The organism is Streptomyces sp. NBC_00464 (assembly GCF_036013915.1).
Taxonomy (GTDB): domain Bacteria; phylum Actinomycetota; class Actinomycetes; order Streptomycetales; family Streptomycetaceae; genus Streptomyces.
Window position 1 is genome coordinate 4,017,660 of the sequence record NZ_CP107899.1, and the last position, 17,009, is coordinate 4,034,668.

General features: G+C 70.9%; 13 protein-coding genes. 6 read left to right on the top strand and 7 right to left on the bottom strand.

Annotated features, from left to right (window positions below; genetic code table 11):
- The first annotated feature begins 62 nt into the window (after window positions 1-62).
- The gene (locus tag OG912_RS18125) at window positions 63-2,231 is read left to right on the top strand and encodes a tetratricopeptide repeat protein (RefSeq protein ID WP_327710267.1); all 2,169 of its coding nucleotides are present in this window, start codon (window positions 63-65) and stop codon (window positions 2,229-2,231) included.
- 16 nt (window positions 2,232-2,247) lie between these two features.
- Here OG912_RS18125 and OG912_RS18130 read toward each other — a convergent pair whose 3' ends face one another.
- The 4 genes from OG912_RS18130 to OG912_RS18145 form a co-directional block, all read right to left on the bottom strand.
- On the bottom strand, window positions 2,248-2,730 hold the full coding sequence (locus OG912_RS18130; protein WP_327710268.1) for a hypothetical protein: 483 nt from the start codon (window positions 2,728-2,730) through the stop codon (window positions 2,248-2,250).
- Window positions 2,727-3,890 carry a hypothetical protein gene (locus tag OG912_RS18135; protein WP_327713466.1) on the bottom strand — a complete coding sequence of 388 codons (1,164 nt, stop codon included), beginning with the start codon at window positions 3,888-3,890 and terminating at the stop codon, window positions 2,727-2,729. The genes OG912_RS18130 and OG912_RS18135 overlap by 4 nt, the downstream gene beginning before the upstream one ends.
- A gap of 546 nt (window positions 3,891-4,436) precedes the next feature.
- A complete protein-coding gene (locus OG912_RS18140) occupies window positions 4,437-4,886 on the bottom strand; it encodes a hypothetical protein (protein ID WP_327710269.1) in 450 nt (149 codons plus the stop codon).
- A 319-nt stretch (window positions 4,887-5,205) separates the two neighbouring features.
- On the bottom strand, window positions 5,206-5,601 hold the full coding sequence (locus tag OG912_RS18145) for a winged helix-turn-helix transcriptional regulator (protein ID WP_327710270.1): 396 nt from the start codon (window positions 5,599-5,601) through the stop codon (window positions 5,206-5,208).
- Between the two features lie 158 nt (window positions 5,602-5,759).
- Here OG912_RS18145 and OG912_RS18150 point away from each other — a divergent pair, with 158 nt between their 5' ends.
- The 5 genes from OG912_RS18150 to OG912_RS18170 all read left to right on the top strand — a co-directional run bounded on the left by OG912_RS18150 (window position 5,760) and on the right by OG912_RS18170 (window position 10,735).
- Complete coding sequence (locus OG912_RS18150) at window positions 5,760-6,491, top strand: alpha/beta fold hydrolase (RefSeq protein WP_327710271.1); 732 nt, start codon at window positions 5,760-5,762, stop codon at window positions 6,489-6,491.
- Window positions 6,492-6,934: 443 nt separating this feature from the next.
- Window positions 6,935-7,516, top strand: a complete 582-nt coding sequence (locus OG912_RS18155) for a hypothetical protein (protein WP_327710272.1) — start codon at window positions 6,935-6,937, stop codon at window positions 7,514-7,516.
- A gap of 8 nt (window positions 7,517-7,524) precedes the next feature.
- The gene (locus OG912_RS18160; protein WP_327710273.1) at window positions 7,525-8,778 is read left to right on the top strand and encodes a peptidoglycan-binding domain-containing protein; all 1,254 of its coding nucleotides are present in this window, start codon (window positions 7,525-7,527) and stop codon (window positions 8,776-8,778) included.
- Window positions 8,779-8,867: 89 nt separating this feature from the next.
- Entirely contained in the window at window positions 8,868-9,503 is a 636-nt protein-coding gene (locus OG912_RS18165; RefSeq protein WP_327713467.1) for an ABC transporter ATP-binding protein, read from the top strand.
- The gene (locus OG912_RS18170) at window positions 9,500-10,735 is read left to right on the top strand and encodes an ABC transporter permease (protein ID WP_327710274.1); all 1,236 of its coding nucleotides are present in this window, start codon (window positions 9,500-9,502) and stop codon (window positions 10,733-10,735) included. The genes OG912_RS18165 and OG912_RS18170 overlap by 4 nt, the downstream gene beginning before the upstream one ends.
- A 172-nt stretch (window positions 10,736-10,907) precedes the next feature.
- On the opposite strand, the gene OG912_RS18175 is transcribed toward OG912_RS18170, so the two are convergent.
- The 3 genes from OG912_RS18175 to OG912_RS18185 form a co-directional block, all read right to left on the bottom strand.
- Window positions 10,908-12,572 carry a sensor histidine kinase gene (locus OG912_RS18175; RefSeq protein ID WP_327710275.1) on the bottom strand — a complete coding sequence of 555 codons (1,665 nt, stop codon included), beginning with the start codon at window positions 12,570-12,572 and terminating at the stop codon, window positions 10,908-10,910.
- Window positions 12,569-13,270, bottom strand: coding sequence for a response regulator transcription factor (locus OG912_RS18180; protein ID WP_327710276.1), 702 nt, complete (start codon window positions 13,268-13,270; stop codon window positions 12,569-12,571). Before OG912_RS18180 ends, OG912_RS18175 begins: the two co-directional genes overlap by 4 nt.
- A 116-nt stretch (window positions 13,271-13,386) precedes the next feature.
- The gene (locus OG912_RS18185; RefSeq protein ID WP_327710277.1) at window positions 13,387-16,440 is read right to left on the bottom strand and encodes an FG-GAP-like repeat-containing protein; all 3,054 of its coding nucleotides are present in this window, start codon (window positions 16,438-16,440) and stop codon (window positions 13,387-13,389) included.
- Between the last annotated feature and the right edge of the window lie 569 nt (window positions 16,441-17,009).

A 17,009-nucleotide genomic window follows, 5' to 3' on the forward strand; every position in this document is an offset into this window, starting at 1 on the left:
GCCGGGGTAGAACGCGAAAAGAGAACGGGCAATTGGCAAATCGATCTCCGGGGGGCGGATGGATGAGTGATTCGGGTACGGCTTCGCAGGGGCCTCATGGGAATGAGATCGGAGGCGATGCGCGACTGTACGGTCCCACCGTCCAGGCCCGTGAGGTGCACGGCGGCATTCATCTCCACCCCGCGCCGGTGGTGCCCGTACGGCCCGCACCGCCGCGTCAACTGCTACCAGTTCCAGCACACTTCACCAACCGGGAGAGCGATCTGGCGGCGCTGAACGATCTACGTTCCACAGGTATGCCGCTGATCGTCGTCAGCGGACCGGCCGGAATCGGCAAGACGACTCTGGTGTCCAAATGGCTGCGTTCGCTGAGCGCCGAGTTCCCCGACGGGCAGCTGTACGCGGACCTGCGCGGGCACTCTGCGGGCGAGCCGGTGAGGCCTGCGGAGATCCTTGCCCAGTTCCTGCGGGCACTGGGCGCAGGCCCTACGCCCACGGACCCGGCCGAACTGGCCTCGCTGTGGCGGTCCCTCACCGCCGACCGGCGCATCGCGATCATGTTGGACAATTCGTTCACGGCCGCCCAGGTCAGGCCGTTGCTGTTCGGCGGGCCGGGCAGCCTCGTAGTCGTCACCAGTCGCCGCAGGCTGACCGGGCTGCGCATGCAGGGAGCGGGGTTTCATCAGCTCGACGCGCTCGGTCCGGCCGCCGGTGTCGAACTCCTCACCCGTGGGATCGGACGCGACCGGGTCGCCGTGGAACTCTCGTCGGTTCACCGCCTGGTGGCACTCTGCGGTGGCCTCCCGCTCGCGGTCTGTCTGGCGTCCGCCCGGCTCGCGACACGCCCGCGGCAGTCGGTTGGGGCGCTGGCCGACGCCCTCGCACGGAACGCGGGCGGTGACCGGCTGGCCGCGCTCGAAGTGGAGGGTGAGACTTCAGTGCGCAAGGCCCTGGACGCGTCGTACGCAGTGCTGAGCAGTGGGGCCGCGCGCCTGTACAGGACGCTTGGTCTGCTTCCTGTGCGTACCTTCGACGTGATGATCGCCGCGGCGTCCTGCGGTGAGTCGTTGGACTGGGCGGAGCGCAGACTGGACGAGTTGGTCGAGGCGAATCTCGTGGAGGATGTCGGCCCGGAGAGCTGTCGCTTCCACGACCTCTTAAGAATCCACGCGTACGACCGTGCGATGGAGGGCGACACGAGCGCTGCCCGCGAAGAGGCTCTACGGCGATTCTGCGACTGGTGCCTGTTCACCGCGACAGCAGCCCAGGAGCGGTTGACACCGGTGCAGTTCACGCTCCCCAGGATCTACGTCCACCGGCCGGATCTTCCGCTGCCGTTCGCCGACGGTGTAGCGGCACTCCACTGGCTCGACTCCCGGCGGACGCAACTGCTGGATGCCGTTCGGTTCGCGGCGAGCAGCGGCTGGTACGACACCAGTTGGATGCTCGTGGACGCCCTGTGGCCCCTCTTCCTGCGCTTGCGCCACTACGCCGAGTGGATCGAGGCCCACAGGATCGGCTTGGAGGCTGCCCGACAGGCCGGAAACAGGGAGGCCGAGCGTCAGATGCTCAACTCCGGAGCCATCGGCCTGGGTGCGGCCGGCCAGACCGAGGAGGCCACCGCCTGGTATCGGCGCTCCCTCCAGGCCGCGCGCGAAGCCGGTGACCTGCGGGACGAAGGCCAGGCGCTGCTTGGCCTGGGCGCGTGCCGTCGCGAGGCCGGGCAGCCCGAAGATGCCGTGACATACCTGAACCGGGCGATCTCCGTATGGGAAGGGTGCGATTACCCGCGAGGCGCGGCCCTGGCCCGTACCACTCTCGGCGAGATCGCACTCGCGACGGGCGCCCCTGACGTGGCGGTCGACTGTTTCAGCCGGGCTCATGCCGCGTTGGTCGCGGTGAACGACCCCCACGATGCCGCGCGGGCCCTCGTCTTCCTGGGGCGTGCCGGGGTCCTGGCGGGGGAGTACGCAGAGGGTATGGCGAGGATGAACGAGGCTCTGGCGGTCTTCACCGGGTCCGGAGCGTCCTTCTGGCAGGCGCGCACGCTGGAGATGCTGAGTGAGAGCGCCGCGGAGCATGGTGACGGGACGGTCGCGGAGGACTTCCTCGCGCGGGCCCTGGCTCTGTTCGAGATCACGAGCCCCGCCGACGCGCGTCGGCTCGGAGAAGGCGGGCGATCCGGCCAGGGGGACCGAGCCGCGGGTTGCCGACTCGGTCCCGGTGTGTGAGGGGGACTTGTACGACTCAGACGGACGGTGCGTCGCGGGCGTACGGCCATTCCCGCAGTGAGCGCCCCGCCACCAGCCAGGCGTGCACGCACGACGGCAGCAACGACTGATCTGCGGAGCCCTGATCCGGCCCGTGGGCGACAAACGGTACGAGGACCACAGACCGGTCGGAGCCGCTGGTCAGGGCCCAACCGCCGACGCCTCCGGCACCCGTCAGGGGCACCGCAGCGATGCCGCAAGCCGGGTGGGCCGACGTGAGATCGGACAACCGGCGGAATGCGTCGGCCGCCGAGTGTGCCCGGCTTCCGTGGAGAACATCCGCGCAGTCCAGCAGGGAGCCGTCCCGGCAGGCGTCTACGTCTACGGCGAGGTGCTCGTCGATGACCGATGCGCGGTGGACACCATCCGCAGGGCTCAGCCGCACGCTGAACGACGCGTTGGCGCAACGGGCGCGCAGAAGCGGAAAGGGAGTCGTCTCCACCACGACGAAGCGCCTCACGCCGACGCTTCCCCGCGCCCCGTTGCCCACGTGGCAGGCGCCAGCGGCTCCGGCAGTGGGATGGTCACCGGCTCGTGCGCGGGCTGTCCCATCCCCAGGAGCTGGTACATCAGCTTGCGCATGTTCCGGTTGAACCGGCCGGGCTCCGAAGTGATGCGCGACCTGATCGGGGCGTACTCCTCATGCCGGTACTCCTGTGCCACGTAGTCGAGTTGCTCCATCAGCGGGTGAGTGGGAGACAGGGTCGGTGCATGAGCGGCGAGGGTCGCGGCAGGTGACGAGGGATTGATCTCCCGCTCCGGCGAGCTGGCCAGCAGCATCGGCGCCCCGGTGAGCGTTCCGTAGAGAGTGACCGAGCCGTGATCCCCGATGATCCAGTCCGCGGCAATCAGGATGCTGCGCCAGTCCGCTTCAGGCGGCACGATCCCCATCCCCAGTTGATCGCACCGTGCCAGCCACGACTTGACTTGATAGGCGCCGTGTCCTGCCCACACATTGGGGTGGACGAGCAGTGCAGTGCGGTAGAGGGCCGCCGGTAGCTCGCCGATCAACCGCGGGAGCAGCGCGTCGAACCGGCCGAAGGAGGATTGAGCTCCCCAGGTCGAGACCGCGACGACGAGTTTCTGCGCCTCGGAGAGCCCGAGCGCACGGCGGTACGCGGCGCGCAGCGGCAGGCTGGCGAGGATCCGGTCGTACACGGGGTCGCCGATCACGCGTGCCACCGGCAGTGCCTCCGGGCAGCTGCGCGCCAGCTCATGCAGCTCGGCGTGGTGCGGCACGCCCACAGCGGCCGGCAGCCGCCCACCGGGCAGGAGATCCTGTCTGCGCAGCCCTGCCACGCCCGCGTTCGCTCCGCCGGTCACCCTCTTCAAGTAGTTGGCCCCGTGCGGCAACGTGATCAGCGGCGCGTCGATGTACTGAACGCCGCGCGGGCCAACCGCGAGGGCGAGATCGAAGGTCATGCGGGTTGCCTGGTCCCACGGCAGCACCATGCTTCCCAGCCTTGCGAGAAAGGCGGGTACGTCGTCGCCGAAGGCGTGCGGCGGTGCCGTGAAGACGACCTGGATGCGGAAGTCGGCTTCCAGAAGGGAAAGGACGTCGAGCAGTCGTTTCCCGTACGTCACTGTGTGGATCACCGCGAGTACCTTCTTGCGCCCCACCAGAGTCAGCCACTGCCGCGACTCGACAACCTCGCCTTCGATGGTGCCCGTTTCCAACCTGCTTGCCGCGGTCGTACTCGATCCGGTCGTATTCAACGCCGACATGGCGTCCCCCTGGTGACATATCTCCGAGTGGCCACGAACTGCTGCTGTCGACGGGATGCCCGGAAGGGGGGACAGAAGGCTTGACGGAGCCTTGCGAGAACCTTGCAGCGTTCTGCCGGGCAGCCGACACCGTTGTGGCCGCCGGGCGAAGTAGCCGGTTCAGCGCGGTTCCTCGACGAGGGCCCGCGTATTCCAGGCCGGGTGAGTCGCGGTGAACGCGACGCCGCGACTGTCGCTCTTGATCAGGCCGTACTTGACGTGACCTGAGCCGGGACGCTGACCTGGGGATTCCTCGCGGAATGGGTGCGTATCTGCGAGGAGTCCCCGCCACAGAGGCCTGTACGAGCCCGAGCAGCGAATCACCGGGTGCGGACCTGCAGTTGCCGCCGGCGCCCCGCAGGAGGGGGCGGGAGGGCACTCACGGCTGCTTCGGCCACCGAGCTATGCCGATGGGGCGTTGCCCTGATGGTCGACGTCGTTTTCCCTGGACATATTGAAGGTGAGGCTTGAGAAGTCCCGGCCTTGGAGTACAGGGCCGTTCTGGGTTCCCCCGCTGATCGTGTTATGCACCTCAGCGCCTGTATCGCTCTGCGCGTCCTGCCACCACTCTTCGAGCAGTGCGCGGAACTCCGCGTCCAGGGCGGCACGTACACCGAGCGCTGTCGCCAGTGCCTGGGCGCGCAGCAGGTCGGCCGGACTGTTCTCCAGCTCCGTGACCTCCAGCTCGCCCGAGCTGATGCCGGCCGGTTCCTCATTGCGCGCGCCCTCTACCGCGCCGCGCCGAAACGGACGCCTCACCAGCGCGGTGAGTCCTTGCCAGGCCTGGCGGCCGGCGTCGCCACCGACACTGCCGGCCAGGGCTGTGAGGGCCGCTGCCGTGATCGGGTCCATGCCTGGCTCCCTCGGTCGGTGCCTTACTGCCATAGCCTAGTTCCATGGCTTGGAGCGACGCAGGGGTTCCGGAGTGGCCGGGGCTGTTGACCGTGGTCTCCTCTGCCAGGCGGTCGGTGCAGGACCGCGTCCGCGAGAAGCTTCCTCGTCCACCGGAGAGACCCGCTCCGGCAGGCGGGATTCCGCCCAGGTCGTACCCGGTGCCCTGGCTGCGTCCATGGTGGCACGAGGCAATCAGCCCTTGCTCTGCGCGCGGTGGCATGGCGGCAGAGCTCATCGGGCCACACCTGTCGATCGGTCTGTGTCGCCGGGGCGGGCGTCAGGCGGACGGGGTGTCGGGGCGGGCGTCGTACGTAGCGCGGGCGGCGTCGATGTGCGTCAGGTGCGCGAGGCTCCACTCCAACAGGGGCGCGGTGGCCTCGCGGAGGGTTCTGCCCATCGGAGTGAGTTCGTAACTGACGTGCGGTGGCATGACATTGCGGACGGTCCGGGTGAGGATCCCATCGCGTTCCAGGCCGCGCAGGGTGACGGTGAGCATGCGCTGGCTGATCCCGTCGACGGCCCGCTTGAGTTCGCTGAAGCGGCGTGGCCCCTGGCTGAGGTTGCGAACGATCAGCAGCGACCACTTGTCGCCGACGATGCCGAGCACTTCACGGGCCTTGCACGGGTCCTCCGGCTGTGCCGGCTGCGGCTTGCCGCCCGCGCTGCTGCTCATGGTTACCTCCAGAGAACCGGGGCACGTAAATGTGCCTTATTGATCGGGGTGCGGCAGGTGAAGCACGATGATTTCGGTTCCTGAAGAGTACCGAGGCGCAAACAGGAACCGTGATGTTCCCGTGCCTCCACGCTCCGAATGAGGAAGAAGACTCCCGCATGTCAACTTTTCTGTTGGTGCACGGTGCCTGGCACAGCGGTCGGTGCTGGGAGCGGGTGGTGCCGCTGCTGGAGTCGGCCGGACACCGAGTGTTCGCGCCCTCGCTGACCGGCTACGGCGACAAGGCACACCTGCTCGGCCCCGAGGTGGGGCTCGACACGCACGTCGAGGACATCGTGAAGCTGATCCACGGGGAGGACCTGACCGACGTGGTGCTCGTGGGGCACAGCTACGCGGGGCTGGTCGTCTCGTCCGTGGCCAACGAGGTGCCGGAGCGGATCGCGCATCTGGTGTACGTGGACGCCATGGTCCCGGAGCACGGTGAGACCGCCGTCGACGTGCAGCCCATGACCCAGCACCTGATCGACCTGGCCGCCACGTCCGGCAGCGGCTGGCGTGTCCCGCCGCTGCCCGAGATGCCCGCGCCCCTCGGCCTGTTCGGGGTCACCGACCCGGCGGACACGGCTTGGCTGCGTGCGATGCTCTCCGACCAGTCGGTGCGCTGCCTGCGGCAACCGGTCCGGCTGGACAACCCCGCCTTGGACTCGGTTCCGCGTACGCACATCCACTGTGTCGGCGCAGAGCCGGAAGGCATCGTGCGGCGGCCCGTCCCGGCGACACAGCCCAACGGCTCCCCGGCACGGATACGGGAACTGCCGACCGGACACGACTGCATGATCACCATGCCGTCGGACCTGAGCGAACTGCTGCTTGAAGCCACCCTTCGGTAGCGTCCGTCCGGACCGTGACTGCGGCAGTGAGCCGGAGACGGCATCAACCCGCCGTCCGGGTCCTGCGGGGTTCGACGAGGACCGGATGAGCTGGTGTCAGCCGCTGATGTCATCGCCGGACGGCGCGTTCGACACGCTCCCGTTCGGCTTCTCCCGCTCGTCGTCACCCGTGGCGTCGAGCAGACGTTGACGCGCCTGCGCCGTGCGTCCGCGGCCGACGCCTGTGGACGTCGTGCTCCGTGATCCGGCAGCTCGGATCCCGCCGAGTCCCTGGGGCACCGCCGGGTGCCGGCTCCACCCGCCGACTGCGGGTCGGGCTCTCAGGGCGTCGGTGGACCCGTCCCCGACCGCCCCCCGCACCGGCCGGGTGCGAGGTGGGATCGGAGGAGTTCTTGATGGCTTCTTCAATGGTTCTTCACAGGCGGCGGTCACACTCCTGCGCCATGAAGATGAGATCGCGTGCAGGGTTCGGGGCTGCGTCGCTCGTGGTGGCGCTGGTGCTGACCGGTTGTGGTGGTGGGGACGAGGGGGCCGGCGGAGAGGTCGCGTCGGCGGGGAGGAGTACGCCTGGCGGCGCCTCCGCCTCCGGCTCGGCTCACGGGACGGACGAGTTGGCCGGGTACGTCGAAGCGCAGCGCGAGTGGGTCGGCTGTCTGCGGGAGAACGGGCTGGACGCACCCGATCCCGACGCCAAGGGGAAGGTCGACCTGGGGGACGCCCGTAAGGCCAAGAGCGACCCCAAGTTCCTCGTCGCCCAGGAGAAGTGCCAGTCGCTCGTGCCGTCCGTGCCGGACAGTCTGGAGCGGGAGATGCAGCCCGCGCTCTCCGCGAAGGAGATCGAGCAGAAGAAGCGTTACGCGAAGTGCATGCAGGAGGGCGGCGCCCCCGACTTCCCCGACACGGACGACAAGGGCTTCTCGAAGGAAGTCGCGTGGGACTCCACGTCCGTCGGCGCCAAGCGGGCGCAGCGCACCTGCGGCTCGATCGTAGGGGTGCCGGACGACGCCGCCCCGGCCAAGGGCTGATGCGCGGAATGGACGACACAGAGCAGACCCCGGGGCCGAGGCGCCGGTCGCGGGTCCGTATTCCTGCCGTCGTCGGGGCCGGGATCGTGCTGGTCGCGGGGGTCGGTACGGCCGGGGCGCTCGGTCTGGGCGGGGGCGGCACGGACGACGCGGGTCGGGCCGACCCCCGGACGAGCCGGACGGTGCGGGTCGAACAGGGCACTCTGACCGAGCAGAGGGAGATCGACGGCACGCTCGGCCACGGTGCCGAGGTGCCGTTCCGGATCCGGGCTGAGGGGACGGTCACCTGGCTGCCGGAAGCCGGCGCGAAGGTCGGGCGTGGTGGCACCGTGCTGCGGGTCGACGACCGTCCTGTCGCCCTGCTGTACGGCAGCCTGCCGATGTACCGGGAACTGGCTCTTCGGCAGCCGGACCTCCCGGCCACCGGGAGCGACGACAGCACCTCCGGCGGGACGGAGAAGGGCGAGCCGCGGGCCTCCCCGGAGCCGCAGCCCTCTTCGGCGCCGCAGTCCCCCTCCACGCCGCGGCCGCTGTACGGCATGGACGTCAGACAGTTCGAGACCAACCTCAGCGCCCTCGGCTACACGGGATTCACCGTGGACGACGAGTACACCGGCCTGACCGCCGAGGCGGTCGAACGCTGGCAGCGGGACCTCGGGCTCCCGCAGACCGGCAGGGTCGCCGTCGGGGACGTCCTCTACGCTCCCGGTCCGGTCCGCATCGCGAACACCGGCATCCGGATCGGCGCCGACGCGACCGGAGACCCGGTGACCTACACCAGCACCTCGCGCATGGTGACCATGGAGGCCCCCGCCGCCGACCTCGAATGGGCCGAGCGCGGCACCGCGGTCACGGTGGAACTCCCCGACGGGCGAACGGTCAAGGGAGAGGTCGCCCAGGTCGGTAGGGACGCCACCGCACCGGACGCCCCAGGGAGCGGGCAGGACGAGGGCCCGGACGCCGGCGGACCGGCGGCGGGCGGTGCGGTCGTCTCGGTGGTCGTCGCCTTCGACGACCAGAAGGCGGTGGGCAGACTGGAGAGCGGTCCGGTCACCGTCCGCTATGTCCTGCGGCGGCACAAGGATGTCCTGACCGTGCCGGTGGCGGCGCTGGTCGCTCTCGCCGAGGGTGGCTACGCACTTGAACCCGCAGACGGCACTGGCGCGTTCGTTCCTGTCGGGACCGGGCTGTTCGCGGACGGCCTGGTCGAGGTGAGCGGGTCCGGAATCCGCGCGGGCACGAAGGTGAGGATCCCCGAGTGACGGCAGAGTCCTCCGCCTCGTCCACCTCCTCCTCCGCCGTACCGGTCGTGGTGTTCGAGGGCGTGGCCAAGACCTATCCCGGCGGCGTCATGGCGGTCCGCGACGTCGATCTCACCATCCACCGCGGCGAACTGGTCTGCGTCGTCGGCCAGTCCGGTTCCGGGAAGTCCAGCGTGCTCCACCTCATGGGTACCCTCGACCGCCCGTCGGGCGGTCGGATCACCGTGGACGGCCACCCGGTCGCGGAGCTGTCCGACCGCGAGCTCTCCGCGCTGCGCGCCCAGCGCATCGGCTTCGTCTTCCAGCAGTTCCACCTCGCCGTCGGGGTGCCGGTTCTCGACACCGTCGCCGACGGCCTGCTCTACGCGGGAGTTCCCCTGCGGGAGCGCCGCCGCCTGGCGGCCGCCGCGCTGGAGCGGGTCGGGCTCGGGCACCGTACCGACCACCTTCCCCACCAGCTCTCCGGCGGGGAACGCCAGCGCGCGGCCGTGGCCCGCGCCGTGATCGGTGAGCCCGTGCTCCTGCTCGCCGACGAGCCGACCGGCAACCTCGACTCGGCATCCGGAGCGGCGGTCCTCGGCCTGCTGCGTGAACTCCATGCCGTCGGTACCACGGTGGTGGTCATCACCCACGACCGGGAGATGGCCGAGGTCTTCGACCGCAAGGTCGAGATGCGCGACGGCCGGGTCGTCGCGGACACCACCCGGACGGCGGCGCTGCGATGAGGAGGGCCGCTCACTCGCGGAGAGCGCGGGGCTCTTCGGCCGCGCTCCTTCGTCCCGCCCGGCTCGGCCCGGCCGACCTGGCCCGTCTCGGTGGCACCGGACTGCGCACCCGCCCGCTGCGGGTGTTCCTGTCCGCCCTCGGGATCGCCATCGGGGTGGCGGCGATGGTCGCCGTCGTCGGGATCTCCAGCTCAAGCCGCGCCGAGGTCGACCGCCGGCTGGACAGCCTCGGCACCAACCTGCTGCGGGTCGCCCCCGCCAAGAGCGCCGACGGACAGGACACCCGCCTGCCCGAACAGGCCGTGCCCATGATCGGCCGGATCGGCCCGGTCACCGACGTGGCCGCCACCGGGGCGATCCCGGACGCGGCGGTCTACCGCAACGAGCACATCCCCGTCGGCCGCACCAGCAGCGTCGCGGTCGCCGCCGCCGACAGCGGCCTGCTGTCCGCGATCGGCGGCAGGATCCGTACCGGGCGCTGGCTCTCCTCGGCCACCGAGGAGTACCCGGCGGTCGTCCTGGGCGCGAAGGCCGCCCAACGGATCGACGTGTACACACCGGGCACCCGGCTGTGGCTCGGCGGCACGTGGTTCTCCCTGGTCGGCGTCCTCGATCCGGTGCCCCTCGCCCCGGAGATCGACAGTTCGGCGCTGGTCGGCCGGCAGACGGCCCGTACCTACCTCCGCTTCGACGGCCACCCCTCGACCGTCTACGTCCGGGCGCGCGAGGACCGGGTCACGGCCGTACGCGACGTGCTCGCGGCCACCACGAACCCGCAGCGGCCCAGCGCCGTCCTGGTGTCGCGGCCGTCCGACGCGCTCGCGGCGCGCGAGGCGACGGAATCCGCACTGACCGGGCTGCTGCTCGGGCTGGGCGGGGTGGCGCTCCTGGTGGGCGGGGTCGGTGTGGGCAACACCATGGTGATCTCGGTTCTGGAGCGGCGCCCCGAGATCGGGTTGCGGCGGGCGCTGGGAGCCACCAGCGGCCAGATCCGCGGGCAGTTCGTGTCCGAGTCGCTGCTGCTCTCCGCGCTCGGCGGTCTGGCCGGCACGGTCATCGGCACGGTGATCACCGCGGGTTACGCGTATGCCCGTGACTGGCCCACCGACGTGCCGGTATGGGCGACCGTCGCCGGGATCGGGACCACGCTGCTGATCGGCGCGCTGGCCGGCCTCTACCCGGCGGTACGGGCGGGCCGGCTCGCACCGACGGAGGCGCTGGCGGGCGCCTGACCCACCGCCCGCCCCGGACTGCCGCCCCTCCCCGAGCGCCGTTCGCTCCCGCGCTCGGGGAGAGGCCGCGGGGCCGCGGGGGTCACGCCGTGGGGCGGCGGTTCGTCACGCCGCGGGGCCGCGGAGGTCACGCCGTGGGGCGGCGGTCCGTCACGCCGTGGGGCCGCGGGGGTCACGCCGTGGGGCCGCGGTCCGTCACGCCGTGGGCCGCCGGGCCGGCGGGCAGCAGGACCGAGAACACCGTGCCGGTCCCCGCTTCGCTCCTCACCTCCACCGTCCCCCCGTGATCGGTCACGATCTGCCGGACGACGGCCAGCCCGAGCCCGCTCCCGCCGGTCGCCCGCCCGCGCGCCTTGTCCGCCCGCCAGAACCGGTCGAAGACATGCGGCAGTTCCTCCGCGGCGATGCCCGACCCCGTGTCCCTGACCTCGACCACCGCGCTCCCGCCACGCCGCCCGGCGACCAGGCTCACCCTGCCGCCGGGCGGGGTGGCCCGCAGGGCGTTGGAGACCAGGTTGCCCACCACCTGCCGCAGCCGGTACGCGTCGGCCACCACATGCACCTCGCTCTCCGAGACCGCCACCAGTTCGACGCCGGCGGCTTTCGCCTGACCGCGATGGGCGGTGGCGCACGCCGTCAGAAGGTCGCCCAGCTCGGTGTCCGAGCGGTGGTAGGTGAGCGCGCCGGCCTCGGCGAGCGCCAGATCCTGGAGGTCGTCCACGATGCGCTGCTGGAGCAGCGTCTCCTCGTGCAGCGAGGCGAGGAGCTCCGGTGTCGGCTCGACCACGCCGTCCCGGAGGGCCTCCAGATAGCCGCGAAGGTTGGCCAGCGGAGTGCGGAGTTCGTGCGCGATGTCGCCGGTGAGACGGCGCTGCCGCTCCTCCGCGTCCTGGAGAGAGCCGGCCATCCGGTTGAAGGCGCGCCCCAGTGCGCCGATCTCGTCCCGTCCGCCGCCGGGTACCCGACGGGCCAGGTCGCCCTCCTCAAGCCCGCGGGCGGCCACGGTCAGGGCCCGTACGGGACGGAGCACGGTACGGCTGAGCAGCACCGCTCCCAGCATGACCACCAGCGCGACGCCCCCCGCGATCACCGCCGCGGGCAGGACCTCCAGGGTCGGCGGCGCCTCGTCCAGAGTGCCGAGACGGATCTCCAGGCGCGGGGGCGCGACGGCGACGGTGCGTGCGGAGAACACCCGTCGCAGGCAGTCGAGCAACAGCCGGCGCCCCGGTTCGTCCCGGCACTTCGCCGCCGCCTCGGGGTCGGAGACGCTCAGGGGGTTGGGCACCTGTTCCGACGGGTCGCACCGGGGAACGCGCCGATCCGCAGTCACCACCGGGAGCCCCATGTCGTCCCGTTCCGCCGTCACGGTGACGTCCGACTCCGTCAGACACACGGCACGGGTGGACTCGATCCGGTATCTGCTGATCGCCAGGACGGTCCGCTTGACCGCGGCGAGCTCCGGCATCCCCGCCGAGGGGAAGAGCAGTTCGGGGCGGGGGTCGACCAGTATCGGGGGCTGATCGCTCACGGGCCGCGGCGCCCGTCCCGCCAGCGCGTCGGAGTCGGCGATCAGTACGTCGTCCTCGGTGACGACCCTGATGCGCTGGCCGGTGTCCTCCGCCAGCGTGCGGACCGTGTCCGGGACCCCCGTCCAGGTGCCGTGCGCGAACCCGTACGTGTACAACTCGCCGGTGATCCGGGAGACTTCCTCCCGGCCGGCGGCGACGGACTCCCTCACCTGGCCGGTCGCAAGCCGCAAGGTCAGCCACGCGGTCGCGGCGGTGGCCACCACGGCGACGAGAAGCAGCAGCCCGAGGGCCCGCAGCCGGAAGGTCACCGGCCGCCGCCCTGGTCCGCGAGCCGGTATCCCCGGCCGTAGACGGTCTCCACGTACCGCGCCCCGGTGCGGCCCTGCTCCAGCTTCCGGCGCAGGTTCATCACATGCGCGTCGACGGTCCGCTCCAGAACGTTCCGGCCGAAGCCGAAGAGTCGGTCGATGATCTGCGCGCGGGTGAAGACGCGTCCTGGCTGCTCCGCGAGCATCCCCAGGATGGCGAACTCCTTGCCGGTGAGCGGAACCGGTTCGCCGGCCACCCGCACCTCGAACCGCGCGGTGTCGATCTCCAGGTCCCCCACCGAGAGCCGCGTACTGTCCGCGGCGCGAGCCGCCGCTCCGGAACGGCGCAGCAACGCCCTTACCCGGGCGGTGAGTTCCCTTGGGCTGTACGGCTTCGTCAGGTAGTCGTCGGCCCCCAGATCGAGCCCGAGCAGCATGCTCTCCTCCGTGCTGCGCGCGGTCAGCAGCAGGATCGGCACCTGGGACTCGGCCCGCAGGATCCGGCACACGTCGAGCCCGTCGACCTCCGGCATCATCACGTCGAGCACGATCAGATCCGGCCGGCTGCTCCTGGCCCACTCGATCGCGGCCCGCCCGTCCCCCACGACCTGTACCTCGTTGCCCTCCCGCTCCAGATAGATCCGCACCAGCCGGGCCTGCATCACATCGTCCTCGGCCACCAGAACGCGCGCCCCCACGACGCCCCCTCTCTGTCGAACCAGGGCCAAGGTACTTGCCGGTTCCGCGTCAGGGGCAGCCTCCTGCGGAGACCGCCCCTGACGCGCTCACACCCGGACCGTGGCAGAGGCCGGGCTCAGAACAGGCCCTTGTACCCCTGCCAACCGGTGGCGATCTTCGTACGGCTGCCGAAGGAGCCCTTGCCGTTGCCGTTGTTGCGCCAGGCGGTTCCGGAGGTGTCGCGGGAGACGATGTCGGCTCTGCCGTCGCCGGTGATGTCGCCGACGCCCACGATCACGTTGTACGACGAGCCCCAGTTGTCGAAGACCTTCACGCGGCCCTTGAACTTGCCGGTCGCGGTGCCGTCGTAGCGCCACAGCTCGTTCGACCTGTCCTGCACCAGCAGGTCGCCGTGACCGTCCCCGTTGAGGTCGCCCACGCCCAGGATCTTCTTGTAACCCGTCCACTTGGATGCGATCTTCACGCCGGCGGCGAGCTTGCCCGTGCTCGTCGCCTTGTAGAGGTAGACGTCGCCGGTCGAGGACCGGCGGGCGATCAGGTCGGCCCGGCCGTCACCGCTGATGTCCCCGGGCGAGGTCAGCACGTCGTACTGGTTCCAGCCCGTGCCCAGCGAGGTGTACGCGGTGGAAGACGTCGCCGCCGCCCCGCACGCGGGCCGGTAGGCGCGCAACGCGCCGCTGCTGAACCGGACGAGCACGTCGTTGCACCGGTCACCGCTCAGGTCGCCGAAGGGCACCGCCTTCACCGTGGTCGGCCACCCGGAGCCCGTCCGCTTCCCGGTGAACGTTCCCTTCCCCGTCCCGTACTGGTACGTCAGCCCGCCCGAGCCGTTCAGCGTCAACAGTTCGCCGAAGCCGTCCGATCCGACGAAGTCGCGGCGGGCCGCCGCGGCTCCGGTGACCTTGACCGTGCCCGTCTTCGTCAGCGCCGCGCCCTGCCCGTCCGCGGGGGTGACGGTCAGCTTCCAGGTGTAGGCGCCGTTGGGCACCAGCCGGCCGGAGCCGTCCTTGCCGTTCCAGGCCGGGATCACCACACCGCGTGCCAGGCCGCCGGAGAGCGTGCGCACGGCCGTACCGGCTCTGTTGCTGATCACGAGCTTCCAGGAGGCCGCGGGCTTGTTCAGCCACCACTTCGGGCTCCACTGCGCGGCGCCGCCCTTGACGTCCACCGAGGCGGCGACGGTGGCGTCACGCTGGACGGGGGCGGAGACGGGGACATCGCTGGAGGTCAGACGGATGGTGTTGTCGGAGCGAAGCTGGGCGATCACGCCCGTGTACGGGTCGACGTCCCAGGCGTTCCCCTCGAAACTCCCGGCGGTGTGCGACACGGGCGTCCCGCTGCGGACGTCGATCACCTTCAGCCGGCCGGCCTCGACCGTCGCGACGAATCCGTCGCCGAGCTGCGCCTGTTCCCAGCCGGAGCCGGAGACGAGGGTCAGGTTGCGCTTGGTGACGGTGTCGTAGACGCCCTGGCCCTCCGAGTTGAGCACGCAGTTCCACAGCAGCCACCGACCGACCGCCTGGAAGTCGTTCAGCAGACAGCCGCGCCCGAACCACACCGGCTCGCCCTGCCGCCCGGTCAGCAGGTCGAAGGGGACCACGGTGTCGTTGCCGGACATCACCCACACGGTGGTGCCCCAGATCGCCCGCACGGTCTGCGTCGTCGTGTACACCGTGCGCCCGGAGTCGAGGTCGACGATCCGGGTCTCCGCCGCGCCGGTGCTGTCGTACGGCCTGGTCAGGGCGGCGAAGCGGCCGCCCGCTGCGGTCGCGGTCAGGTAGCTGCGGGAGCTGTCGATCCGGGTGCCGGGCAGTGACTGGGCGGCCCCGAGGAGCTGGGGCTGCTGGGCGGTGCTCGTGCCGTAGCCGGAGATGACCGTCCGGCCGTCGCCGGTGTCGACGAGACGCGGACGGCCCTCCGAGTAGTTCTCCGACACGATACGGCCGCGGGTGGTGCGTGACCCCGCCGTGGGGGAGCCGGCCACTCCGGTCTCACGGGTGTGGAGATACGTCCAGTCACCCACGGGATCCTGCTCCACGGTGGTCAACCGCCCCTGGGCGAGGGTCAGCTGGGAGACCGTGCGGGCGGTCTGCCGGGGGTACGCGTCCGCGATCCGGCGCACGGTGACCCCGCCGCCCCCGGCTGCCTCGATGAGCGAGACGCCCCAGTGGTCCGGGTCCGCGCCGCCCGCGACGAGCAGCCCGCCGCCCGGAGTCGCCATCGCCTGCCGCGACGTCCTGGCCAGCAGCGTCCGTGGTGCGGAGCCGTTGAGAGGGACGGCCTCGACCCGCGAGACCGCGCGGCTGGTGTCGTAGCGGCCCAGGGAGGAGTCGTACCGGGACACGATGACGTTGTCCCCGACCAGGCCCAGTACCTGCGCGATGTCGCCGACCGGAACGGTCCGCACGGTGGCGGCCGGGTCCTGGCGGGAGGCGACGTGCAGGGTGCCGTCGTAGAACCACACCAGGTGGGTGGCGCTGAGCGCGACCAGGTAGTACCACGACTGCACGGTGTACGGCAGGGCGGTGAAGCGCCCCTGCTCGACATCGAGCCATCCGGTGACTTCGTCGTCGCCCTTTCGGTACCGCACGACCTGTCCGTGCGCGTCGCCCAGTCCGGCGGCGGACCACAGGTGGACGCCGACGGGGACGCCTTCCACCGTGCGGTCGGTGACGGAGCCGTCGGCCCGGGTGTCCAACAGATGCCACGCGGAGTCGGCACCGGGGGCTCCCGCCGTAGTGACGACCGTCGACCCGAGGGTGCTGAAGTACGCGTGTCCGTCGGGGAGCGCGACCGTACTGACCTGGCCGGACGCCATGTTCCGCAGTGTCACGGTCCGGGTGGAGACGTCGTAGCGGGCGACGACGTCCGAGCCCGCGCCGGCACTCGTGACGCCGTACCCATCCGTGCCCGAGGCGTCGACGACCGTGTCGACACCGTCATACGTCGTCCACAGCTGGCCGCGCCCCTCCTCGTAGCGGAGGAACCCCGAGGGCCCCGCGCTCAGCAGCCCCGTCCGGGGGACCATGGCCGTGGTGGCCGGCACGACCACCTCTCCGGTGACGGTCTCCCCATACGCACTGCCGGCCGGGAGCGGGCCGAGCCCGAGGGCGAGCGTGAAGGAAACAGCGGCGGCGGTGGCGCCTCGTACGAGCGCACGTCTGCCCATGCAGGATCTCTCCGGGACGGTAGTCGAAGGCTTGGAGAGACTTGTGCGTGCGCCGTTGAGCCGCAGGTCATGGACGCGCGGCACATATGACGTTCAGCCGCCCCCCAGGCGAATGGCCGGACTTTAGCACTTTGCCTGTGCATGACCTACGGGCCGGGGCGGGTGCTCCGGGTGGGCCGGCCGGTCACTTCGCACCCGCCCGTCTCGCCGCCGAGCAGGCCGCGGGCGCCGACCCGGCGTCCAAGGAAGCAGACGCCAACCGGCCCCTGCGTCAATGAGTGGAACTGGGGGCGGGGTTCCACGCAGCCGGACGGTGAGGTCGCACTGTTCGCGGCATCGGAGTGGGTGTAACGGCGCAGGTCGGAGGGGGTGTCCTCGGGCGGAATGGTCTGCCCGCGCCGCTTCGGCGGTCGAGGGCGACTATCTCTTTGTCTGGCGCATGGAAATCTATGGCGGCCGTAGTAGACATTGGGTGGTGTGGTGGTTATGGTTTCTCTCGTAGCCGAGATCGAGCAAGGCCCGGCAGAGATGAACTGCCAGGCAGCAGTACCCGCAGTTGCAGTGCGCAG

Bases quoted from the DNA above. Each gene is read 5' to 3' on its own strand.
- OG912_RS18125 (WP_327710267.1), top strand. From the start codon at position 63: ATGAGTGATTCGGGTACGGCTTCGCAGGGGCCTCATGGGAATGAGATC.
- OG912_RS18140 (WP_327710269.1), bottom strand. From the start codon at position 4,886: ATGGACCCGATCACGGCAGCGGCCCTCACAGCCCTGGCCGGCAGTGTC.
- OG912_RS18145 (WP_327710270.1), bottom strand. From the start codon at position 5,601: ATGAGCAGCAGCGCGGGCGGCAAGCCGCAGCCGGCACAGCCGGAGGAC.
- OG912_RS18150 (WP_327710271.1), top strand. From the start codon at position 5,760: ATGTCAACTTTTCTGTTGGTGCACGGTGCCTGGCACAGCGGTCGGTGC.
- OG912_RS18155 (WP_327710272.1), top strand. From the start codon at position 6,935: ATGAAGATGAGATCGCGTGCAGGGTTCGGGGCTGCGTCGCTCGTGGTG.
- OG912_RS18160 (WP_327710273.1), top strand. From the start codon at position 7,525: ATGGACGACACAGAGCAGACCCCGGGGCCGAGGCGCCGGTCGCGGGTC.
- OG912_RS18165 (WP_327713467.1), top strand. From the start codon at position 8,868: ATGGCGGTCCGCGACGTCGATCTCACCATCCACCGCGGCGAACTGGTC.
- OG912_RS18170 (WP_327710274.1), top strand. From the start codon at position 9,500: ATGAGGAGGGCCGCTCACTCGCGGAGAGCGCGGGGCTCTTCGGCCGCG.
- OG912_RS18185 (WP_327710277.1), bottom strand. From the start codon at position 16,440: ATGGGCAGACGTGCGCTCGTACGAGGCGCCACCGCCGCCGCTGTTTCC.